Origin of the sequence: Nesterenkonia sp. AY15 (assembly GCF_022565855.1) — a bacterium.
Classification (GTDB): domain Bacteria; phylum Actinomycetota; class Actinomycetes; order Actinomycetales; family Micrococcaceae; genus Nesterenkonia.
Genome location: NZ_JAJOYV010000003.1, coordinates 48,555 through 69,792 on the forward strand (window position 1 = coordinate 48,555; position 21,238 = coordinate 69,792).

Sequence of the window (21,238 nt, forward strand, 5' to 3'; positions counted from 1 at the left end):
GGGTGCAATGGCCATCACCATGCGGCGGTTCACCGCCGACGGGGCGAGCTCCGAGGTGCAGTCCCCGACCGGGGCGCCCGACACCAGCCCTGCGACGGTGCTGCTCTGGGTAGACCTCAGCGGGGAGGACATTCCCGATTTCGAGGACACCGCCGCCGCGCTGGGGCTGCGCGAACCACAGCTCGAGTTCCTCTGCGGGAATCGCAGCCGTCTGCCCATTCCTGCCGCCTCGGCGGAATCAGTGGCCGCCGTGCTGCACCGGGTCTCCACCACCATCGATGAGCCGAACCAGGTCACAAGGTTCCGCTTCTCGGAGCTGCGCGTCCTCGCCGCAGAAGGACTCGTGGTGACAGTCCAGGCCGACGAGCCAGGTCAGGCGCCGCTCGGCATGCAGGCGCTGCGGGAGAGCACCCGCTTGGCCCATCCGAGCGTCTCTGTGACCTCCTCCCATGCCATCGCAGGCCTGATCGGTGCGGTGCTGCGGGAGTACCCGGTGGCGCTGGATGAACTCGAGAATGCCATCGAGGCGATGGAGGGCGTCCTGTTCCAGGAGGCCCGGCTCGATGCGGCGCTCTCGCATCGGATCTATCAGCTGCTGCAGAAGGTGCATCGCTTCGACTGGGCGATGCGGCCGCTGGAATCGGTGGCCACCGAACGCGGCGCAGAGGCCGCCGAGTCCAGTGCGCCCGGGGAGGAGTCCTCTACCTGGACCGATCTGATCATGCGGACCCGGCGGATGCGGGACCGGGTGGAGCTGCTCCGCTCGCATCTGGAGAACGCCGTCGCGCTGCATTCGACGCTGCTGACCATCGAGCAGAACGATGCCACCCGCCGCCTGGCTGACGCCTCCTACGCCCAGGGAGAGCAGAGCAAGAAGATCTCCGGCTGGGCGGCGATCCTGTTCGCGCCGACGCTGATCGCCTCGATCTACGGGATGAACTTCCGGCACATGCCGGAGCTGTCCTGGGCCTGGGGCTACCCCGTGGCGGTGGCGCTGATGGTCGGGCTCAGCCTGACGCTGTGGACGGTCTTCAAGCGGCGACACTGGCTCTGAGCCGACGCAGCCCTGCGGCGAGCACCAGCCCCCAGACCAGCAGCATCGGATACCAGAGCAGGGCCTGACCCAGCCGCGCCGTCGGGTCCTGCAGATCCAGCCCGGGCCATAGCAGCAGTCCGGCATTGATCCCCAGTCCGGCGGCGCCATAGAGGATCAGCCCGGCGCCGATCAGCCGGGAGAGGTTCCACCACAGCGCCGGGCGTGGCCGGCGACTGCGAGAGGTCAGCCGTTGGGACGGCAGCGGGCTGGACGTCAGCAGGCGCGCCGCCACGAGCGGGATCACCACCGCGAGCGTCTTGCCGAGGCCGATCCCGAGCAGCGCGAGGCTGGTCAGCACCGGCATATCGGTCCGCAGGGTGATCAGCCACTGCCCGATGGTCTCCAACAGCGCATCACCACCGAAGGCCCAGTAGTAGCTCGGCGCCGCGTTGAGCAGGCCGAGCAGACCTGCGCACCAGATCAGCACCGTCGGCTTCTTCATCACACCGGCTGGGTCTGGACGGGTTCTTCGACGCTGAGCAGCGCTTCGGCGGCGCGGCGGGCCTTGAGCGCCATCGAGGAGTCTCCGGTGATCGCGGCAGTGGTCTGTGCGCCCTCGGCGAGCAGCATCAGCTGATCTCCGAGCTCCTCGGAGAACCCCGCCTCGACCGCGAGCCGCTCCATATAGCGCCGGAAGTCGCGCTTGTGTTCCGCCGCCTTGGTGGCCACGGCGGGGGATTCTGTGGCCAGCTCGCCGAAGGCATTGACGAACACGCAGCCGCGGAAGGAGTCTGAGCGGAACCACCCGGCGAGGTAGTCGTAGATCGCCAGCAGCCGGCCGCGCGGCGTGGCCTCCTGCGCCACCGCGGCGGCGATCTCATCGGCCCACATCCGGTGGCGGTAGTCCAGGACTGCGAGCACGATCGACTCCTTGGACGGGAACACCGTGTAGAGGCGCTTCAGCGAGACACCGGCGCGCTGGCTCAGCGCGTCCATGCCCACGGCGCGGAAACCCTGGGCGTAGTAGAGCTCGTCCGCCGCCTCGACGATTCTCCGGCGGAGCGGATCAGCAGACTTCTGCAGGTGTGCGTCCCCCTGACGGATCATCGCAGCCCTTCCCATAGAGTTTCGGTGACGCAGAGTTCCGTGGTCGCAGCGCTGCGGTTGTCTCAGCGCTGCGGTGTCCCAGCGTTCTGCGCACCCGCACGTTTGCGTGCTCTTCATGGTGCTTTCATCCCAGTGTACTTGCCAGAGAACGGTGGTTCTCCTAGGCTGAGGCGAAGGGAGAACGAACGTTCTCCGAACCTCAAGGAGGAACTGACATGTCACGCGTCACCGTCGGAACCGAGAACAGCACAGACATCTCGCTCTACTACGAGGATCACGGCGCGGGTCAGCCCGTCGTGCTCATCCACGGCTACCCCTTGGACGGCTCCTCATGGGAGAAGCAGACCGCCGCGCTGCTCGACGCGGGCTGCCGCGTCATCACCTATGACCGTCGCGGGTTCGGGAAGTCCTCCCGCCCGACCACCGGACACGACTACACCACCTACGCCGCCGACCTCAACACCCTCATGGAGTCACTGGACCTGCGCGACGCCGTGCTGGTCGGCTTCTCCATGGGCACCGGCGAGGTCGCCCGCTACCTGTCCGACCACGGCTCGGACCGAGTGAGCAAGGCGGTCTTCCTGGGTTCGCTCCAACCCTTCCTGCTGCAGACCGAGGACAACCCCACCGGCGTGCCGCAGGAGGTCTTCGACGGCCTCCTCGACGCCGTCAGCACCGATCGCTACGCCTTCTTCACAGCGTTCTTCGACGACTTCTTCAACACCAAGGACACCCTCGGCAGCCGACTCAGCGAGGAGGCCCTGGCGGCGCACAAGAACCTCGCCTACGCCGCCTCCCCGCACGCCTCGGTCTGGGCCCAACCGACCTGGCTCACCGACTTCCGCGAGGACGTCGCCGCCGTCGGCCGCTCCGGCGTCTCCACGTTGATCGTCCACGGCACCGCAGACAACATCCTGCCGATCGACTCCACCGGCCGGGTCTTTCACAAGGCGCTGCCCAGCGCGGAGTATCACGAGATCGACGACGCCCCCCATGCCATGCTCTGGACCCACGCCCAGGAGGTCAACGAGCACCTGCTGACCTTCCTGCGGTCCTGATCACCTCCACCAGAGCAGAACCCCGTCAGTGCCGGCCACGGCTGACATGTCCAGGAACCATCCGGACACAGCCGCGAGACTGACGCTGAACCCATCAGCCCTGCGCAGACCAACTCAGCGGACACGCACCCTGCGCACCCACACTCAAGGAGACTCACTATGCCTACACGCACAGCACGCACCGCCTGGAACGGATCACTCGAAGAGGGCTCCGGCCAGGTCGAGCTCAGCAGCTCCAAGCTCGGCACCTACGACGTGTCCTTCCCCAAGCGCTCGGCCGACGAGGCCAACGGCAGCACCAGCCCGGAGGAGCTGATCGCCGCAGCCCACACCTCCTGCTACGCGATGCAGCTCTCAGCCGTGCTCTCCGGCGCCGGTGGCACCGTGGAGGCCCTCGACGTCCGTGCCGACGTCTCCCTGGGCGCCGATCCTGCGGGCGGCTTCAAGCTGACCGGGATCAAGCTCACCGTCAACGGCGAGGTCAGCGGCATCGACGAGGACACCTTCCTGAAGTCCGCCGAAGAAGCCAAGACCGGCTGCCCGGTCAGCAAGGCGCTCACCGGAGTCGAGATCACCCTGGACGCCACCTTCCAGAGCTGAACCCGGCAGGACCTCCTGGGGTCCAGCACACTGCTGCAGGGTCGCGGCGCGCATCCATTGCCCGCCGCGGCCCTGCGCCGTGTCCACCTCTCTTTCCACCAGCTTTAAGGAATCACCCTTCATGACCACGACGATCACTGCACTTCAGGCCGACAGCGCCGAGTCCAGCTTCACCACACGCACCCTCGAGCGCCGCAGCCTGGCCGCCGATGACGTTCGGATCGCCATCCGTTACGCCGGAATCTGCCACTCCGACATCCACCAGGTCCGCGACGAATGGGGCGGCACCACCTTCCCGATCACCCCGGGCCACGAGATCGTCGGCGACGTCGTCGAGGTCGGATCGTCGGTCTCGAAGTTCAGCGTCGGCGACACCGTGGGCGTGGGCTGCTTCGTCGACTCCTGCATGGAGTGCGAGGCCTGCAAGGACGGCGAGGAGCAGTTCTGCAGCCAGGGCGTGGTCGGCACCTATAACGGCCAGGACAAGTTCGGTGAGAACACCCACGGCGGCTACAGCCAGCAGATCGTGGTGCGCGACCACTTCGTGCTCACCATCCCCGAAGGCATGGACCCCGCATCCACCACCCCGCTGCTCTGCGCGGGCATCACCACCTACGCACCGCTCAAGCGCTACGGCGCCGGCCCCGGCGTCAACGTGGGCGTCATCGGCATGGGCGGGCTCGGCCACGTGGCAGTGAAGATCGCCGCCGCCATGGGCGCCGAGGTCACCGTGCTCAGCCGCACCGACAGCAAGAAGGAAGACGGCCTGGCCTTCGGCGCCACCGCCTACCGCGCCACCGCAGACGGCTCGGCGTTCAAAGATCTCGCCGGCAGCTTCGACCTGATCATCAACACCGTCGGCGCCTCGGTCAGCCTGGACTCCTTCCTCGGCCTGCTCGGCCGCGGCGGCACCATGGTCAACGTCGGTGCACCGAGCGAGGAGCAGTCCTTCCAGATGTTCTCGCTGCTCGCCATGCGCCGCAACTACGCCGGCTCGATGGTCGGCGGGCTTCCCGAGACCCAGGAGATGCTGGACTTCTGCGCCGAGCACGGCATCACCTCGACGATCGAGCTGATCAGCGCCGACCAGGTCGATGAGTACTACGAGAAGGTCGTCTCCGGTGACGTGCGCTACCGCGCCGTCATCGACATCGCATCACTGGAGCAGGCCGACGCCGCCTGAGCACACTGAACGACCCGGGTGCCACCTCAGCCGGGTCACACCGAACGCCCCGCCGGGCAAGGAGCTCACAGAGCGCTCCCTGCGCGGCGGGGCGTTCGTCATGGCGGTGAACGGCTGCCTGGGTGATCGCTCCAAGCAGCGCGCAGGCAGCACCCGTAGGCTGGGGAGCACCCGATGACCCCGGGAACGAAGGAACAGTTGTGAGCTCACCCGCCCAGACCCCGTCCACGCTTGATGCCTCCGCGGACACAGCCCCAGCCCCAACCGCAGCCGCAGCCGCAGCCGCAGAGGATGTCGCCTCGGCCTACGCGCTTGGGCACCAGGACGTGCTGCGCCGTCTGGAGGTCGAGTCCGAACAGGGCCTCAGCGCCGAGGCGGCCGCGGCCAGCCTGGAGAAGCACGGCCCGAACCGGCTCCCGGACCCGGATCAGGACAACGCGTTCATCCGGTTCATCAGGCACTTCCACGACGTGCTGATCTACGTGCTCATCGGCGCCGCCGGACTCACCGCACTGCTTCAGCACTGGGCCGACACCATCGTGATCCTGATGGTCGTCGTGATCAACGCAGTCGTGGGCTTCCTGCAGGAGGGCCGCGCCGAACGCGCCCTGGAGGGCATCCGCAACATGCTCTCACCAAGCGCCGATGTCCGTCGGGAGGGTTCCTGGACCACGGTGGACGCCGAGCTGGTCGTCCCCGGCGACATCGTGCGGCTGCGCACCGGGGACAAGGTCCCCGCCGATGTCCGGCTGATCGACACCGCCGACCTCGCGATCGAGGAATCGGCCCTCACCGGCGAATCCGTCCCGTCCGAGAAGACCACCGAGCCCAGTGAGGAGGGCGCACCGCTGGGGGATCGCACCTCCATGGCGTTCTCCGGCACCCTGCTCACCTCCGGCACCGCGACCGGCGTCGTCGTCGGCACCGGGGAGGACACCGAGATCGGACGCATCAACACGATGATGTCCGAGGTCGAGACCCTTCAGACCCCGCTGACCCGACAGATCGCCCGCTTCGGCAAGGTGCTCTCCCTGGGCGTGCTGGTGCTGACGCTGCTGCTGGTCGGGCTGGGCTGGGGCCTGCACGGCACCCCGATCACCGAGCTGCTCCAGGCCGCCGCCGGATTCGCCGTCGCCGCGATCCCCGAGGGACTCCCGGCGCTGATCACCATCACCCTGGCGCTGGGCGTGCAGACCATGGCCAAGCGCAACGCGATCACCCGCAAGCTCTCCGCGGTGCAGACCTTGGGCAGCGTGACCACCATCTGTTCGGACAAGACCGGCACGCTGACCAAGAACGAGATGACCGCCGAGCGCGTGGTCCTCGCCGATGAGACCCTCGAGATCTCCGGCACCGGTTACGTGCCCGTGGGTGAGGTCACCCGGGACGGCGAACGGATCAGCCTGGACCACCCGGGGCTGCATCGGTTCGTGGAGATCATGAGCCTGACCAATGACACCGAGCTGATCCGCAACGACGCCGGCGGCTGGGCGATCGCCGGGGAGCCCACCGAGGGCGCACTGAAGTCCCTGGCCGGCAAGCTCGGCTTCGACGACTCCTCCGGCTCACGGCTTGCCACGCTGCCCTTCAGCTCGCAGAACAAGCTCATGGCCACCACCGCACAGCTGACCGAGGACGAGACCCTCGTGCTGATCAAGGGCGCCCCGGACCGGCTGCTGGCCCGCTCCGCCACACAGCTCACCGCGCAGGGCGAGACCGAGGAGCTCGACACGGCCGCGTGGCATGAGCACATCGACGCGCTCTCAGCAGACGGCCTGCGCGTCCTCGCGGCCGCCTACCGTCCCGCTCATGCGCAGGACAGCGAGTCCCTGAGCGTGGAGGACCTCGGCGAGGAGCTGATCTTCGTCGGGGTGGTCGGGATCGTGGATCCTCCGCGGCAGGAGGCGATCGACGCGATCAAGGTCTGTCACGACGCCGGTATCCAGGTCAAGATGATCACCGGTGATCATGCCGGCACCGCCACCGCGATCGCCCGGCTGATGGGGATCGACAATGGTGAGGGGGCCATCTCCGGGACTCAGCTGGAGGCCACCGACGACGAGTCGCTGCGCGAGCTTGCCCAGCGCCATCACGTGTTCGCCCGCACCTCCCCGGAGCACAAGCTGCGCCTGGTCCGCGCCCTGCAGGCCGAGGGCGAGGTGGTGGCGATGACCGGCGACGGCGTCAACGACGCCCCCGCGCTGCGCCGGGCCGACGTCGGCGTCGCCATGGGACTCAAGGGCACCGAGGTCACCAAGGACGCCGCCGAGGTGGTCCTCGCCGATGACAACTTCACCAGCATCGAGACCGCGGTCGAGGAAGGCCGCAGGATCTACGACAACCTGCGCAAGGCGCTGGTCTTTCTGCTGCCCACCAACGGCGCCCAGGCCACAGTCGTGCTCTTCGCCGTGGCCTTCGGCTGGACCCTTCCGCTGACCCCGCTGCAGGTGCTCTGGGTCAACATGGTCACCGGCGTCACGCTGGCCTTCGCGTTCGCCTTCGAGCCCGCCGAGGACGGGATCATGCGGCGCAAGCCGCGGGATCCCAATGCCGGGATCGTGGAGGCCCGCCACGTGGTGCAGATCGCGGTGGTCTCACTGCTGATCGCCGCGGTGACCATCATCGTGTTCCGCTGGCGCATGGACGTCGGTGACGATCTGGAGGTCGCCCGCACCCTGGCCACCACGGTGCTGGTGGTCTGTCAGGTCTTCTACCTCTTCAGCGTGAAATCGCTGGAGAGCTTCAGCCTGCGACCCTCGGTCCTGTTCAAGAACAAGATCGCCTGGTTGATGGTCGCGGTGCTGACCCTGCTGCAGGCCGGGTTCATCTACCTGCCCTGGCTGCACACGATCTTCGACACCGCGGTGTTGGATCCGTTCTACCTGCTGATCACCGTGGGGGCAGGGCTGGTGGTCCTGGTGCTGACCGAGCTGCTGAAGCTGGTGCTCTACGCGGGTCGGCGTGCACCGAGACTTCGCGAAGCGCCCGGCAGCTAGACACGATGCACACCGCCTGGCGTGTGCACCTGCCCTGATCCTCAGGTCGGATCGGCTCATGGGGTGAATCTTGGTTCTCGGCGGCACCACCCGGACCCGGAGGATCAGGGCCGGCGCCGAGGCAGAGCCAGGACCTAAGCTTCGGATCGCGGTGACACCCGGCCCCGCGGAGAGCCTAGACTCAATCTGGTGACAGCCCACTCCGCTCAGCACCCGCACGTGATCGTCGTGATTCCTGCCCACGACGAGGCTGGAGCCATCGGTGCCGCAGTCACCGCGGTCCGCGCTTCAGCACATCACGCGGATGTTCAGCTGCGGCTGATCGTCGTCGCCGACGCCTGCACGGACGACACGGCCGCGATCGCCCGCTCTGCTGGCGTCGAGGTGCTCGAGATCGGCGCCAACAACGTCGGCGCTGCCCGGGCGGCCGGATTCGAGCATGCACTGACCGGCCTGGCAGACGTCACTGACACCCCGCTCGGGGCGGAACAGTGGCTGGTCACCACCGACGCCGACAGCCATGTCCCACTGGACTGGTTCGCCAAGCAGGCCGAGCATCGAGACCGCGGCGCCGACGTCGTCGTGGGCACGGTGATGCTGGCCCCCGTACCCGGGGCCGACCCGGTGGGCCTGGCCTGGGCCGCCGAATACGCCGAGAAGATCACGGGGCGCCGACACAGCCACATCCACGGTGCCAATCTGGCGTTCACCGCCCGCGCCTACCGGGCAGTGGCGGGATTCCGAAGCCTCGCCGATGACGAGGATGTGGACCTGGTGGCCCGGCTGCGCCGCAGCGACGCCGTGGTGGTCACCGCCACCGATATGCCGGTGATGACCTCACGGCGCACCACCGGCCGCGCCCCGCGCGGATTCGCACAGACCCTGGGAGCCCTGCACGCATGACCGATCTTCTCCGCGAGGTGCACGCCCACCTCCGCCAGCCCATGCCTCCGCTGCCTGGGCGTGGTGAGACCGCCCGGCGCTGGCGCCGACTCGCAGAGCTCACCGCGCAGAACACGGTGGCGGGCAGGCTCTATGAGGCCCACGCCGATGCTGTGGCGATCAGCACGGACCTGGGCCGGCCAGAGATGGTCTCCGCCGGGGAGCTCTGGGGAGTATGGGCCGCAGAGCCACCGGCCCCGGTGCTCACCGCGACGCGCAGCGGCCAGGGCTGGACGCTGACCGGCACCAAGCCCTGGTGCTCCGGGGCCTCGCTGTGCAGCCATGCACTGGTCACCGCGACTGTCTTCACCGCGGCCGTGGCGTCGGACGCCGCGGGTCCAGTCCAGGATTCAGCCGCCGGCGCTGCGCAGAAGACGCTCTTCGCGGTGGACCTCTCCTCCCCCGGCGTCTCCCCGGTGCCCGACACCTGGCAGGCGGTCGGGATGGCCGCCAGCGACTCGGGCTGGGTGTCTTTCGAGCAGGTGCCCGCAACCGCGCTGGGCACACATGCCGACTACCTTGACCGTGCCGGCTTCTGGCACGGCGGCATCGGGGTGGCCGCCTGCTGGTACGGCGCCGCCCGCGCCGTCGCCGCCCCGCTGCTCACCCGGGCCACCACGCCCAGCGCCTCACCGATCCTGCGGGCCCACGCCGGGGCTGCAGCCGCCGCCCTGACCGCTGGCTGGGCGCTGCTGAGCAGCACCGCCCGCGCCGTGGACGCCGACCCGCACAACCTGCCGCTGGCGAAGGCGCAGGCCTTCGCGGTGCGCACCTACATCGACCGCCTGGCCGCCGAGATCATCGACCGCACCGGCCGCGCTCTGGGACCCGGACCGCTCGCCTCGGATGCGATCCACGCTCAGCGGGTCGCCGATCTCGGCGTCTACATCCGGCAGTCCCACGCGGAGACCGATGAGGCAGCACTCCCCGCGGTCATGGCCGAGGACGGGCTGAGCTGGGACCACCTGATCGGGGACGGTCATGACACCTGGTGAGACCCCGCGGACCTTCCACGGCGCTCAGGCGCCGCACAACACCCGTGCCGCGCTGGTGAACTATGACGCGGACGTGCCGGAATGGGGCATCGGCGAGATCGACGCCGCGGGACGCTGGATCCCCCAAGACCTGCCCGGGCTGCTGGTTGTGGCTCCGCACCCCGATGATGAGGTGCTCGGAGCGGCCGCGCTGATCGCCGCCGGACTGCGCAGCGGCTCACCCGTGCGGGTCCTGGCCGCCACCGACGGCACCGGGTCCCATCCTCCCAGCAGCATTCCCGCAGATCAGCTCGCCGAGATCCGCACCGCCGAATCCGAGGCGGCCTTGGAGGAGCTGCGCAGACTCACCCCGGGCCCGCGCGGTCCAGGCAGTCTGCAGCGCATCCGGCTGCACCTGCCCGACGGCGAGCTCGCCGCCCACCGCGAACCACTCGCCGAAGCGATCGGCGCCGCCCTGCAGGACATGCCCGGCGGCACCCTTTTAGCGGCTCCGCTCTCTCGGGATGGGCACCCGGACCATGACACCTGCGGCGAGGTGGCTGTTGCCGCCGCGGCGCAGCGCAACGCCGCGCTGGTGCAGTACCCGGTATGGCTGTGGCTGCACAGCACACCTTCGGACTCGACGTCAGAGCCCGGCCGTCCGCCGGAGGTTCCGTGGACCGCGGCGCGCTCCATCCCGATCGACCCCGAGCTTGCGCAGGTCCGGGGCCGCGCGGTCGCCGCCTTCGCCTCTCAGCTGGGGACCGAGCATGGCACGCCGGTGGACCGGAACCCCGGTGAGCCCGTGCTCACCCCGATCATGCTGGACACTGTGCTGCGGGATCAGCAGATCGTCTTCCCGGGGACACCGCTGGACTTCGAGGGCCTCCATGCGCGGGGATCGGACCCGTGGGGAGTCACGACCCGCTGGTATGAACAGCGCAAATACGGGCTGACCATGGCCGTGCTCCCCCGGGCTCGCTACAGCCGAGCGTTCGAGCCGGGCTGCTCCATCGGCGGCGTGACCGAGCTGCTGGCGCAGCGATGCGATGAGGTCCTCGCCACCGATATCTCCGGCTCAGCGCTGCACGTGGCGGCGCAGCGGGTCGTGGCCGAGAACGTGACGTTCCGGCACGCCAGCATCGAGGACTGGCCCGCCGGGAGGCTCGATCTGATCATGATCAGCGAGCTGGCCTATTACCTCAGCGACTCCCAGTGGGCTGCGGTCCTGGCACGAGCATCGCAGACCCTGGAGTCCGGCGGCCATCTGGTGTCGGTGCATTGGCGCCACCCCGATGCCCAGGCGTTCCGCTCAGCGCAGCAGATCCGGGCCGACCTGCGGGCGGTGCCCGGCTGGGCCGTCCAAGGCAGCTATGAGGATCTCGACATGCTGATCGACGTGCTCGGCCCGGCGGGCCCGAGCGTGGCCCAGACCGAGTTTCTGCACTGAGGTCAGGGCTGGTTGACGGCTCGGCTCCCGGCCGGAATCTCCACCGTCGCGGGGACCGGACGGCGGAGCTCCACGGTGGCGGTCCAGATCCCCGCGAGGATCAGCACGGGCACGGCGAGCACCACGGCAGCCAGAAAGAATGCATTGAACGTCTGGATCAGCGTGGTGTCCATGGCGGGCTCCTCAAGAAGGTGTGGCGGTGAGTCGTTATGGGAGGTGGCCGCGCTCAGGCGGCGCTGCAGAGGCTTCGATTGAAGTGCAGCCGCCGGGAGGCGAACTCGGTGCCGAGCATCCGCTCGATGTTCGAGATCACGCCTTGGGAGATCGTCTCCATCAGATCGGAGGGATCAGAGTCGGCATTGATGGTGCAGCTGAGCTGGAAGACCAGACCGGCGTCGTCGCCGGAGATCTCCACGATTGCGGACTCCACATGTGGGTGAGCCATGAGGCCGGCGGATGCCGCCTTGGCCATCTGGTCGTAGCGCATGCAGCGAATTCGCTGGGCCGCTTCCTGGGTCACATGGCCGTGCGTCTCCCGCGGGACGGGCTGAGGCGTCGGGTTTCCCGGCGTGATCGTGCTGTTGGGGAATGCTCGTGCGCTCATCTGATTTCTCCGGACCCTTTGGCGGCTGCCCCCCTGTTGCAGTAACGCATCTGCCTCTTCATCAACCTTACTGTTAGAAGGTATAACTATTAACGGATCTAACGCAAAATGAGAGTCAGTGTCATCAGCCTCTGACGAGGTGAGACGGCTGTTTCTCCACCGTCTCCTGATCCAGGTCGGGGCGGGTTCGTGATCTGTAGGGTGGGGAGGACGCCCTGACCTGAGAGGTTCACTCCATGACGCCATACACCCCCGCCGAGGTGCGCAGCACTCCCGCGAAGCAGATCTCCACCCCCCTTGCCGGCGTGGACGCCTGCGTCTCTGGGACCCGGGCCGCTTTCAACAGCGGCCGCACTCGGTCGATGGACTGGCGCCGGGACCAGCTCAGGGGCATCCTGCGGCTGCTCGAGGAGCGGGCACCGGAGATCCATGCGGCGATGGCCGCGGATCTGGGGAAGAACGACGTCGACGCTCATCTCACCGAGGTCCTCTCGGTGAAGTCCGAGGTCAAGCACGCGGTGAAGAACCTTGAGCGCTGGACCCGGGATCGGAGCACCTCGGTCCCGTTCATCGTGGGCAGCGCTCGCGCGCATGTGCAGCGCCAGCCGCTGGGCACGGTGCTGATCATCGGCCCCTGGAACTACCCGTTCCACCTGTTGCTGATGCCGCTGATCGGCGCGCTGGCGGCCGGAAACTCGGTGGTGCTCAAACCGAGCGAGCTGGCTCCTGCGGTCTCGGCGACCGTGGCGGAGCTGATCCCGGAGTACCTCGACGCCGAGGCCGTGCAGGTGGTCGAGGGCGGAGTCGAAGAGACCACCCGACTGCTGGAGCACCCCTTCGATCACATCTTCTACACCGGCAACGGCACGGTGGCCTCGATCGTGATGGCCGCCGCGGCGAAGCACCTGACCCCGGTGACGCTGGAGCTCGGCGGCAAGTCCCCGGTCTGGATCGACTCCTCGGCTGATCTCACCGCCACGGCTGAGGCGCTGGTGTGGGGCAAGTTCAGCAACTGCGGCCAGACCTGCGTCGCGCCGGACTACCTGCTGACCACTCCCGAGCTCGCCGAGCCGCTGGCCCTTCAGATCGCCCGGGTCACGCGCCGCGCCTTCGGCTCCGATCCCGCACGCGCGGAGAACTACGGGCGGATCATCAATGAGCGTCACGCCGAGCGCCTCGCCGGGCTGCTGGGCTCCGGCCGCGCGGTCATCGGCGGTTCGGCGGAGGTCTCTGCCCGGTACATCGCACCCACGGTGCTGCTGGATGTGGAGCCTGACTCGGCGGTCATGCAGGACGAGATCTTTGGTCCGATCCTGCCGATCCTCACGGTGGCGGACCACCACGAGGCCATCGAGTTCATCAACGCGCGGCCGAAGCCGCTGGCGCTCTACGCCTTCACCGAGCACCCTATGGTGCGCGAGGACTTCCTCGAGCGGACTTCATCCGGTGGCATCACCTTCAACACCGTGATGACGCAGCTGGCGGTGTCCACCCTGCCTTTCGGTGGGGTCGGCGCCAGCGGCATGGGCCGCTATCACGGCGAGTACAGCGTGGCGACCTTCAGCCATGAGCGCGGCGTGCTGCGCAAGCTTCCCGGCTTCGATCCGACCCGGCTCGCGAAGGCACCGATCTCCTGGGGCATGCGGCGGATCCTGCTCAAGGGTTGACGCCGGGCTCGCGCTGCCCGCCCTCGGCCCGCCTTCTGCCCGCCTCGGAGGCCGAACCGGCTGCTCAGGCGTGGCGGTAGGTGGGCAGCACCGCGTTGGAGGTGACGATGACCTTGCCCAGCGGCATCAGCGAGACCGGGATCAGCTTCAGGTTCGCGATGCCCAGCGGGATCCCGATGATGCTGATGAACATCGGGATCGCGGTGAGCACGTGGCCGATGGCGATCCAGATGCCCGCCACCAGGATCCAGATCACGTTGCCGATGGTGGTGAACAGACCTGCACCCCGAGGGCTGCGGTCAACGATCGTGCGGCCGAACGGCCACAGCGCGTAGGCCCCGATCCGGAAGGACGCGAGGCCGAAGGGGATCGTGATGATCAGCAGGCAGCAGATGATCCCGGCGATGAAGTAGCCCAGGGCCAGCCACAGGCCGCCGAAGAGGAGCCAGATGACATTGAGAATCGTAGAGATCGTGGAGTTCATCTCACTATTCAATAGCATCCGCGGCTGCGCTCAGAAGGGCAGCGGTCCTGCTCTGCTTTCGCGCTTGTCGTCTCTACACCCAGCGACCCCTGAGCGCACCGCCCTGGCTCCCTCGCAGGGGGGGGGCGGTTCTGGGCAGGCTCGACTGCCCTGATGTCGGTAGTCGTTGAATGCCCCCTTCGGGGTGAGGTCAGATGAGGAAGTCGCCGATGAAGCCGTCTGGCTGACACCCGGGCGGCACGGCGAAGACTGCGCTGCCGACAGGGGTGGTCCACTCGTTGAGCCGGTCCCCTTCCGCAAGGCGCCTCTGGATGGGCAGGAACTGGCGGTCGACGTCGGCCTGGTAGGAGATGAAGATCAGACCGCTGTTGCTGATCTGTTCACCGGACGCCGGATCGTCATAGTTGTAGCCGCGGCGCAGGATCTGCTCCTCGGGCCCCACCTGGCGGGCGCGACGGATATGGGCGAACTCCTCGATCACCGGGAAGCCCAGCGCGCTGGTGGCCTCGAAGTCCGGATCCTGGTGTTCGCGGGTGCCGGTCAGCGGTGCTCCGACGCTCAGGTCCCGCCCCACCGAGGATTCCTTGCCGCTGCGGGCGAGCTCATCCCACCCGTCCATATCCATCTGGATCCTCCGGATCACCAGCGATGTGCCGCCCTCCACCCACGGGGTGAGCGCACTGGCAGAGCCCGACGGCGGGTGGCCCCAGACGGCGAACTCGTTGCCGTCCCCGCCGCGCTCAGGTTGGACGGTCTCATCCACCTGACCGAAGAGGTTTCGCATGGACGATCCCTGCTCCTGGGCCCCATGTGCTGAACGAAAACCGTTCTGGATCCACCGGGGCCGCGCCTCGCTTCGCGCGCTCTTGAGCATGATCCTGCGCGCATGAGCCAGCGAGATCGGGTTGTTGCCGCAGAGCTGGAGCAGCAGATCTCCGCCGCACAGCGCGGGCTCGAGCTCGTCGATCTCGAAGTCCGGCAGATCCTTCAGCCACGCGGGCGCGGCTCGAGGATCCAGCCTGTCGATGAACCGTCGGCCGAAGCCGAAGGTGACCGTCATGCTCGCAGGATTACCAGCGAGCTCCGGCTCCGTGTCCGCGAGCGCCGGTCGACCGGCGGTCAGCCTGGAGGCGTCATCGCTGAGCAGCCGCAGCAGCCGCTGGATGCCTTCGGCATTGCGGGGCTCTCTCAGATCAAGCGCGATCAGGAGCGCATGAGCCTGAGCGGGGGTGTCGATGCCCGCCTGCCGCTCCCCGAAGAACGGCACGGTCTCGGAGCCGTATCTGCTGGTGCGCACCTCGGGCTCAGGGTCACCCCAGCGCAGCCCGCTGCCGATGCTGGCCGCCGCGGCCACACCTGCTCCGCCGACCCCGGCGCCGAGCAGGAGGCCGCGGCGAGAGAAGCCATGCCGGGAAGCTGCTCGGTCGGAGCCTCTGAGCCCCGAGTCCGTCCGCGCAGAGTCGGTCTCGTGCGGCCCCTCAGCGTTCATGATCATCGGACTCGTGATCGCGTTCATGACCGCTGGCGTCACCGTGGCTCGCGGGGCCGTCGCCCTCGGAGCCGTTCCCGTGGTCCATGGGATCCATATCGCCGCCGTGCTCGTAGGGCTCGTCCTGACCGCCGTCGTCACGGACCATGGCCTTGATGCTCTCCTGCGTGCCGTCCTCGAACTCCAGCGAGATGTCGAACACCTCTCCGGGCAGCAGCTCCTGCTGCAGGTCCATGAGCATCAGGTGATCACCCCCGGCCTGCAGCTCCAGGGAGCCGGAGGCCGGGATGATGAAGCCATCCTCGATCTCCTGCATGATCTGTCGGCCGTCCTCCTCCACGATCTCGTGGAGCTCCGTGATTCCCGCGACCTCGGAGCTGGCGGCCACCACCGTGAGGTCCTGATCGGTCAGGTTCTCGATAGTGCCGAAGACGCTGGTCATCTCGGAATCGGTGGCGCGCGCCCACATGTCGTCCTGGCTGCTCTGGATGCGCGCATCCTCCTTCGCTTCGGCCTGGGCTGCTTCGGTCTGCGGGCTCTCGGACGCTGTGCTTTCTGATCCGCCTTCGCTGCAAGAGGTGAGCGTCAGTGTTGCGGCTGTCGCCAGGGCAGAGAGAGTCCAAATGGGATTCTTCATGACAGTGGTGTTCCTTCCGGGCGCATGGCCCTTCAACCCGAACGCGCACTCGTGCGCGGTGGGCATAGATGTCTTGGGTGGGAGAGCGATCCACGGGAAGCGGGTCGCCCCAGCTGGACCTGACCGCGGGGAAGCGGCAGGCCGGCGGGAGCCTGATCAGAGGCTGCGCATCAGCAGCGCTGAGTCAGGCGTGCGCGTTCGGGCTCGTGGAGGCGCGCCGGGGTCGGGCGCGGCGGATCAGGCGGATCAGGCGGATCAGGCGCGGGGCGTCTTGCGCCCGCGCAGAACAGCCATCGCGATCGCAGCAAGCAGACCGAGCACCGTGAGAGCACCGACCACGACGGCCCAGACCGGCAGGCCGGGGTCCTGCTGGGTGTCCGCAGCCGCGTCCCCCGTCACCGGTTCATCCGCCTCGGCGGAGTCCGTGGAGGTGGAGTCGGCGACGTCGTCGTCCTCTGCCGGAGCAGCAGCCTCAGTCTCGGTCTCAGCGTCGGCGTCGGTCTCGGTCTCGGTCTCAGCGGGAGTTGAAGGCTCCGGCGTGGGCTCGGGATCCGGCTCTGCCGCAGCCACTTCGAAGTCGAAGGAGCTCTCCTCGGCGTGCCCATCGGAGTAGACCACTCGGTAGGCGACCGTGTAGTCGCCCCCGGGAAGCTCCGCGGGGAGCTCGGTCCACATGGTCGCACCCTCGATCTCGGTCTCGCCCTCCCAGTTCTCACCATCCTCATCGCTGACCGCGATGATGTTGGTGATGGACTCACCGGTGGTCAGTCCGCCGCCGGAGAACTCGAGGGTGACCTCCTCGGGGCTCGCCTCGAGGAGGTCACCGGCTTCCGGAGAGGATGAGATGAGTGAATCGTGCGCCCAGGCGGGAGCCGCCATGGTGGTGACGGCCAGGCCGAGCGCGGCGGTCGCGGAGAGTGCGGTCACGCGGCCGGCGCGCTGGCGCCAGGTGGTGGATGTGCGGTGTGCGGGGGTGCGGGATGACATGAGTTCAGTGCTTTCCGTCGTGAAGTGACTGGTCCCCGGCGTCGAGCCGTGGAAACCATATGGCGATGTCAGCTCACGAGGACCGGCGGTCCGCGCAGGGTCTGCGCGCCGCCGCCGAGCCAGAGGTCCCGCAGGATCACCGTGGAGAAGGAATCGTGCGCGCGGATGGCACGGGGCCCGGTCAGCGAGACCGGACGCAGGAACAGCAGCAAGACCGGGCGCAGCAGCAGCAGGGCGACAAGCGCCTGGAGAATGAGTTCGCCGCGGCGGATCACCCCGAAGCTGAAGATTGCGGCGCACACGTGGGCGATGATCATCGGCGCATCAGGCAGCACCTGAGCGACCGTGCTGGTCTGCGCCGCACCGACCACCGTGACGGCGTGATCATGGGCCGCATGCCCGGCGTGCGCTGCCGCGTCGCTGTTCACAGTCGCGCTGGCGGAGGCCCCCGTGGCAGGCAAGAGCGCGAAGAGACCGTGCAGCACCGCCTGGCTGAACCCGACCGCGGCGCCGAGCCGGGCCCGACTGAGCCGCACGGCGGAGAGCGAGGCACAGACGGGAAGGCTCACCGCGAGCGCCAGAACCAGCACGATCCAGTGCGGCATGTGGTGGCCTGCGGCCGAGTGGGAGATCGCAGCGGAACCGATGGCCAGGGTCGCGGCCAGCAGCCCGCGGGTCAGCCGAGCGGTCCCGGTCACGGGACGCGGTGAAAGGGTGAAGTCCGCGGCATTGACCACAGGATCCCCCTTCCCTCGGCTGATGCGGGCGAGTCTACTACAGCGTGTAGAACTCGGGGGGGGGGGCGTGGGTGGCGGGGGTGGATTCCGCTGGACGAGATCGCCTCAGCGAGGCCCCCAGGGAGACGCTCCCAATTCCTGGCCTGGGCCGCCTTCGTGATCCCCGGCTCGGCCGGAGCCTGGTTCGGGTGGCGAGCCGGGGGCCGGGGGCCGGGAGTGCTGGTGGACCCGGCTGCGTCAGCCCTGACCACCCAGCCTGCATCTACTGGGCGATTTGGGGGCTTTTCGGACCGAATCCCACCCGGAAACTCCCTCAAATCGCCCAGTAGATGAAACGCGGCGGCGCAAGGAGCGCCTGCCTCAGCGGTCCAGCGTCGTCGCCAGCGGCTTCTCCTCCACGAAGAGCAGCATCACGGTGGCGATCAGCGCGAGCGGCACCATCCAGAGGAACAGCGGCACCAGCGCCTCGTTATAGGACTCCACGACCACCGCCTGGATCGAGTCCGGCAGCCCGCGCACCAGCTCCGGGGTCAGCGAGTTCGCGCCCACCCCGCCGGCGGCGTCGGCGGGCAGCCGTTCGGTGAGCATCTCGGTGAGCCGGGTCGCGAAGAGCGAGCCGATCACGGCCGCGCCCAGCGTGGCCCCGACCTGGCGGAAGTAGTTCTGTCCCGCCGTCGCGGTGCCCACATGGCGCAGCGCGAAGGAGTTCTGCGCGACCAGGGTCAGCAGCTGCATCGTGCAGCCCAGCCCGAGCCCGAGCACGCCGAGGTAGAGGCATTCGAGGATCACCGGGGAGTCGGCGCTGACCGTGGAGAGCAGCCCCAGGCCCAGCGCGGTGATCACGCTGCCCACCACCATCGTGCGCTTATACCGCCCGGACTTGCTCACCCTGCGGCCGACGACGACCGAGGCCACCAGCAGCGTGCCCATCATCGGGATCATCAGCATCCCCGCCTGGGCCGGGGTGTAGCCGGTGACCATCTGCAGGTAGGTGGGCATATATCCCAGCGCGCCGAACATCGCCACACCGGTGATCAGTCCGGCGACCATGGTGAGCACGAAGTTGCGGTTGCGGAAGAGCATCAGCGGCAGGATCGGTTCGGGGGTCCGGTATTCGATCCAGGTGAAGAGCAGCCCCGAGACGACCATCGCGGCGAGCAGGCCCAGGATCATCGGCGAGGTCCAGGCGAACTCTCCCCCGCCCCAGGTCGCGATCAGCACGACGGCGGTGGTGGCCACTCCCAGCAGCGCCATCCCCCACACGTCGATCCGGCCGCGCGCCTCGGGGGGTCGCGGCGGCAGCTTCAGCAGCAGCACGATCCCGATCAGCGCGAGCGCGCCGAGCGGCACGTTCATCCACAGCGTCCAGCGCCAGCCTGGACCGTCGGTGAGCCAGCCGCCCAGCAGCGGCCCGGCGACCGAGGCGAATGCGAAGACCCCGCCCATCACGCCCATATAGCGGCCGCGCTCCCGCGCCGGGACGACGTCGGCGATGGTCGCCTGGGAGAGGATCATCAGTCCACCGCCGCCGATCCCCTGGATCACCCGGGCCCCGACGAGCTGGGCCATGCTGTCCGCCGCGCCCCCAAGTGCGGAGCCGATGACGAAGGCGATGATCGCGAAGATGAACAGCGGCTTGCGCCCGAACATGTCTCCGAGCTTGCCGTAGACCGGCATCATCACCGTCGAGGCGAGGATGAACGCGGTGATCACCCAGGCCATGTGCTCCACGCCGTCGAGCTCACCGACGATGGTCGGCAGCGCGGTGGCCAGCACGGTCTGACCCAGTGCGGCCATCAGCATGGCGAGGATCAGGGCGCTGAAGATCCACTTCAGGTGTCCGGTCTCGGGCGGGGCACTGGCGTCGGCGCCGCCCGCGTCGGGCTCCGCAGCACCGTTGGGCGCCGCGGCCTCGGCCGTGGCACTCGCCTCGGCGGTGGCACTCGCCTCGGACGGCGGGGTGAGCTTCGGCGTCGAAGAGGTCTCGGGGCTGGTCATCGGGTGGTCTCCACGACTTGTCTGAACAGGGCGATGCTCTCGCTGATGAAGGGATCCAGGCTCTCCGCGCCGGCCTCGTGATAACGGGTGAAGGCGAACTTGGTGATGCCGCCGGCGAGCGCGAGCAGCGCCTCGAAGGCGTGGGTGCCTGCTCCCTCGGGCAGGTGCATCCCGCCCTGGTCTGCCTCGGCGTGCACGGCCGAATAGACGAGCCGCTCCACCTGCGCGAGCAGCTCGGCGAGCCTGGCGCGCAGCTGCGGGTGCTCCGCGATGATCGCCCGGCGCTGCGCGGCGGTCTCCTCGGGCAGGCAGGTGCGCACCACGGACACGAAGAGATGCACCACGCGGGTGAGTTCATCCTCGGTGGAGGCCTGGAAGCGTTCGACGACGGCCGGGTCCAGCTCCGCTGACCGGGTCCCCAGCACCGCGTCCTCCTTCACCGGGAAGTAGTTGAAGAACGTTCGGCGGGAGACGCCCGCCCTGGCGGAGATCTCATCCACGGTGACCGCGCCGGGTCCCTCGGACGAGGCCAGGGCGAAGGCGGCCTGGTGGATGGCGTTCCAGGTGTCGCGCTGATTGCGCCTGCGCTGCGTCAGATTTTCTTGCACTAGTGCATCTTATGCACCGATACAACTTTGCACAAGTGCAAGGAGATGAGGCCAAGACTCTCCACGGATCACCCCTCGGGCTGACGCAGCCCGGGCGATACTCCGAAATACTGAGGCAATGCTCGAATCACTCACACTTGCCACCGACGTCGCCACCACCGTGGACGGGGAGAGCTGGGTCGCAGGCCTGCAGAACTGGACCCAGGGCCTGCCAGCGGCACTTCAGTGGCTCGGCGTCATCCTGGTCTCCGCCATTCCCTTTGTGGAGTCGTTCTTCGGAGCTCCGATCGGAATCCTCGCGGGCATGCACCCGGCGGTGGCGCTCATCGCCGCCGTCGTCGGCAATATGCTCTCGCTGATCCTGGTCGTCTACGTCGCCCACTGGGTGCGCACCGCGATCCTGCACAAGCGCCCGCAGCAGATGGACCCGGAGAAGTCCGCCAAACGCGAGAAGGTCCGGCGGATCTTTGATCGCTTCGGCGTGCCAGGGGTCTCGATCCTCGGGCCGCTCGCGCTGCCGAGCCAGTTCACGGCCCCGCTGATGGTGTCCTTCGGCGCCTCACGTCACGCGGTGATGGCCTGGATGCTGGTCTCGGTAATCCTCTGGGGCGCCGGGTTCGCGCTGCTCACCGTCTGGGGACTCACCCTCATCGCCTAGGGAGCCCAGCGCAGAGACCGGAA

The 21,238-nt window shown here is 68.3% G+C and carries 21 protein-coding genes; 10 read left to right on the forward strand and 11 right to left on the reverse strand.

Annotation, left to right across the window (positions count from 1 at the left end; genetic code table 11):
* Positions 1 to 7 precede the first annotated feature (7 nt).
* Complete coding sequence (locus LSI54_RS05780; protein WP_241470740.1) at positions 8 to 1,054, forward strand: CorA family divalent cation transporter; 1,047 nt, start codon at positions 8 to 10, stop codon at positions 1,052 to 1,054.
* Here LSI54_RS05780 and LSI54_RS05785 read toward each other — a convergent pair.
* On the reverse strand, positions 1,032 to 1,541 hold the full coding sequence (locus LSI54_RS05785; RefSeq protein WP_241477916.1) for a DUF3995 domain-containing protein: 510 nt from the start codon (positions 1,539 to 1,541) through the stop codon (positions 1,032 to 1,034). The genes LSI54_RS05780 and LSI54_RS05785 overlap by 23 nt on opposite strands.
* Complete coding sequence (locus tag LSI54_RS05790) at positions 1,538 to 2,143, reverse strand: TetR/AcrR family transcriptional regulator (RefSeq protein ID WP_241477918.1); 606 nt, start codon at positions 2,141 to 2,143, stop codon at positions 1,538 to 1,540. The genes LSI54_RS05785 and LSI54_RS05790 overlap by 4 nt, the downstream gene beginning before the upstream one ends.
* 215 nt (positions 2,144 to 2,358) lie before the next feature.
* On the opposite strand from LSI54_RS05790, the gene LSI54_RS05795 reads away from it, so the two are divergent.
* From LSI54_RS05795 to LSI54_RS05825, 7 genes are all read left to right on the forward strand, one after another.
* A complete protein-coding gene (locus LSI54_RS05795; RefSeq protein WP_241477919.1) occupies positions 2,359 to 3,201 on the forward strand; it encodes an alpha/beta fold hydrolase in 843 nt (280 codons plus the stop codon).
* A gap of 159 nt (positions 3,202 to 3,360) precedes the next feature.
* The gene (locus tag LSI54_RS05800) at positions 3,361 to 3,801 is read left to right on the forward strand and encodes an OsmC family peroxiredoxin (RefSeq protein WP_241465812.1); all 441 of its coding nucleotides are present in this window, start codon (positions 3,361 to 3,363) and stop codon (positions 3,799 to 3,801) included.
* A gap of 121 nt (positions 3,802 to 3,922) precedes the next feature.
* Positions 3,923 to 4,984 (forward strand): NAD(P)-dependent alcohol dehydrogenase, encoded by a 1,062-nt coding sequence (locus LSI54_RS05805; protein WP_241465811.1) that lies wholly within the window; start codon positions 3,923 to 3,925, stop codon positions 4,982 to 4,984.
* A gap of 200 nt (positions 4,985 to 5,184) precedes the next feature.
* On the forward strand, positions 5,185 to 7,980 hold the full coding sequence (locus LSI54_RS05810) for an HAD-IC family P-type ATPase (RefSeq protein ID WP_241477921.1): 2,796 nt from the start codon (positions 5,185 to 5,187) through the stop codon (positions 7,978 to 7,980).
* A 189-nt stretch (positions 7,981 to 8,169) separates the two neighbouring features.
* Positions 8,170 to 8,883: a glycosyltransferase gene (locus LSI54_RS05815; protein WP_241465808.1), complete on the forward strand. Its 714-nt coding sequence runs from the start codon at positions 8,170 to 8,172 to the stop codon at positions 8,881 to 8,883.
* On the forward strand, positions 8,880 to 9,917 hold the full coding sequence (locus tag LSI54_RS05820) for an acyl-CoA dehydrogenase family protein (protein ID WP_241477923.1): 1,038 nt from the start codon (positions 8,880 to 8,882) through the stop codon (positions 9,915 to 9,917). Before LSI54_RS05815 ends, LSI54_RS05820 begins: the two co-directional genes overlap by 4 nt.
* A complete protein-coding gene (locus LSI54_RS05825) occupies positions 9,904 to 11,346 on the forward strand; it encodes a bifunctional PIG-L family deacetylase/class I SAM-dependent methyltransferase (protein WP_241477924.1) in 1,443 nt (480 codons plus the stop codon). Before LSI54_RS05820 ends, LSI54_RS05825 begins: the two co-directional genes overlap by 14 nt.
* 2 nt (positions 11,347 to 11,348) lie before the next feature.
* Here LSI54_RS05825 and LSI54_RS05830 read toward each other — a convergent pair whose 3' ends face one another.
* Positions 11,349 to 11,519 (reverse strand): hypothetical protein, encoded by a 171-nt coding sequence (locus tag LSI54_RS05830; RefSeq protein ID WP_241465805.1) that lies wholly within the window; start codon positions 11,517 to 11,519, stop codon positions 11,349 to 11,351.
* Positions 11,520 to 11,572: 53 nt separating this feature from the next.
* On the reverse strand, positions 11,573 to 11,950 hold the full coding sequence (locus tag LSI54_RS05835; RefSeq protein ID WP_241477926.1) for a hypothetical protein: 378 nt from the start codon (positions 11,948 to 11,950) through the stop codon (positions 11,573 to 11,575).
* A gap of 236 nt (positions 11,951 to 12,186) precedes the next feature.
* Between LSI54_RS05835 and LSI54_RS05840 the strand changes: the two genes are divergently transcribed.
* Positions 12,187 to 13,617 (forward strand): aldehyde dehydrogenase family protein, encoded by a 1,431-nt coding sequence (locus LSI54_RS05840; protein ID WP_241465803.1) that lies wholly within the window; start codon positions 12,187 to 12,189, stop codon positions 13,615 to 13,617.
* Between the two features lie 64 nt (positions 13,618 to 13,681).
* On the opposite strand, the gene LSI54_RS05845 is transcribed toward LSI54_RS05840, so the two are convergent.
* From LSI54_RS05845 to LSI54_RS05875, 7 genes are all read right to left on the reverse strand, one after another.
* Positions 13,682 to 14,089 carry a YccF domain-containing protein gene (locus LSI54_RS05845; RefSeq protein WP_241466045.1) on the reverse strand — a complete coding sequence of 136 codons (408 nt, stop codon included), beginning with the start codon at positions 14,087 to 14,089 and terminating at the stop codon, positions 13,682 to 13,684.
* 202 nt (positions 14,090 to 14,291) lie between these two features.
* On the reverse strand, positions 14,292 to 15,590 hold the full coding sequence (locus tag LSI54_RS05850) for a Dyp-type peroxidase (RefSeq protein WP_446740420.1): 1,299 nt from the start codon (positions 15,588 to 15,590) through the stop codon (positions 14,292 to 14,294).
* On the reverse strand, positions 15,580 to 16,227 hold the full coding sequence (locus LSI54_RS05855; RefSeq protein WP_241470750.1) for a copper chaperone PCu(A)C: 648 nt from the start codon (positions 16,225 to 16,227) through the stop codon (positions 15,580 to 15,582). Before LSI54_RS05855 ends, LSI54_RS05850 begins: the two co-directional genes overlap by 11 nt.
* 255 nt (positions 16,228 to 16,482) lie before the next feature.
* On the reverse strand, positions 16,483 to 17,214 hold the full coding sequence (locus LSI54_RS05860) for a copper resistance CopC family protein (protein WP_241477929.1): 732 nt from the start codon (positions 17,212 to 17,214) through the stop codon (positions 16,483 to 16,485).
* Between the two features lie 68 nt (positions 17,215 to 17,282).
* Positions 17,283 to 17,951, reverse strand: coding sequence for a hypothetical protein (locus LSI54_RS05865; RefSeq protein WP_241477930.1), 669 nt, complete (start codon positions 17,949 to 17,951; stop codon positions 17,283 to 17,285).
* A 360-nt stretch (positions 17,952 to 18,311) separates the two neighbouring features.
* A complete protein-coding gene (locus LSI54_RS05870; RefSeq protein WP_241477932.1) occupies positions 18,312 to 19,949 on the reverse strand; it encodes an MDR family MFS transporter in 1,638 nt (545 codons plus the stop codon).
* Complete coding sequence (locus LSI54_RS05875) at positions 19,946 to 20,557, reverse strand: TetR family transcriptional regulator (RefSeq protein ID WP_241476426.1); 612 nt, start codon at positions 20,555 to 20,557, stop codon at positions 19,946 to 19,948. Before LSI54_RS05875 ends, LSI54_RS05870 begins: the two co-directional genes overlap by 4 nt.
* A 118-nt stretch (positions 20,558 to 20,675) precedes the next feature.
* On the opposite strand from LSI54_RS05875, the gene LSI54_RS05880 reads away from it, so the two are divergent.
* Positions 20,676 to 21,215, forward strand: a complete 540-nt coding sequence (locus LSI54_RS05880) for a small multi-drug export protein (protein ID WP_241477934.1) — start codon at positions 20,676 to 20,678, stop codon at positions 21,213 to 21,215.
* Positions 21,216 to 21,238 lie beyond the last annotated feature (23 nt).

Bases quoted from the DNA above. Each gene is read 5' to 3' on its own strand.
- LSI54_RS05835 (WP_241477926.1), bottom strand. From the start codon at position 11,950: ATGAGCGCACGAGCATTCCCCAACAGCACGATCACGCCGGGAAACCCG.
- LSI54_RS05825 (WP_241477924.1), top strand. From the start codon at position 9,904: ATGACACCTGGTGAGACCCCGCGGACCTTCCACGGCGCTCAGGCGCCG.
- LSI54_RS05790 (WP_241477918.1), bottom strand. From the start codon at position 2,143: ATGATCCGTCAGGGGGACGCACACCTGCAGAAGTCTGCTGATCCGCTC.
- LSI54_RS05855 (WP_241470750.1), bottom strand. From the start codon at position 16,227: ATGAAGAATCCCATTTGGACTCTCTCTGCCCTGGCGACAGCCGCAACA.
- LSI54_RS05870 (WP_241477932.1), bottom strand. From the start codon at position 19,949: ATGACCAGCCCCGAGACCTCTTCGACGCCGAAGCTCACCCCGCCGTCC.
- LSI54_RS05860 (WP_241477929.1), bottom strand. From the start codon at position 17,214: ATGTCATCCCGCACCCCCGCACACCGCACATCCACCACCTGGCGCCAG.
- LSI54_RS05780 (WP_241470740.1), top strand. From the start codon at position 8: ATGGCCATCACCATGCGGCGGTTCACCGCCGACGGGGCGAGCTCCGAG.
- LSI54_RS05880 (WP_241477934.1), top strand. From the start codon at position 20,676: ATGCTCGAATCACTCACACTTGCCACCGACGTCGCCACCACCGTGGAC.
- LSI54_RS05850 (WP_446740420.1), bottom strand. From the start codon at position 15,590: ATGAACGCTGAGGGGCCGCACGAGACCGACTCTGCGCGGACGGACTCG.
- LSI54_RS05800 (WP_241465812.1), top strand. From the start codon at position 3,361: ATGCCTACACGCACAGCACGCACCGCCTGGAACGGATCACTCGAAGAG.
- LSI54_RS05820 (WP_241477923.1), top strand. From the start codon at position 8,880: ATGACCGATCTTCTCCGCGAGGTGCACGCCCACCTCCGCCAGCCCATG.
- LSI54_RS05795 (WP_241477919.1), top strand. From the start codon at position 2,359: ATGTCACGCGTCACCGTCGGAACCGAGAACAGCACAGACATCTCGCTC.
- LSI54_RS05840 (WP_241465803.1), top strand. From the start codon at position 12,187: ATGACGCCATACACCCCCGCCGAGGTGCGCAGCACTCCCGCGAAGCAG.
- LSI54_RS05805 (WP_241465811.1), top strand. From the start codon at position 3,923: ATGACCACGACGATCACTGCACTTCAGGCCGACAGCGCCGAGTCCAGC.
- LSI54_RS05830 (WP_241465805.1), bottom strand. From the start codon at position 11,519: ATGGACACCACGCTGATCCAGACGTTCAATGCATTCTTTCTGGCTGCC.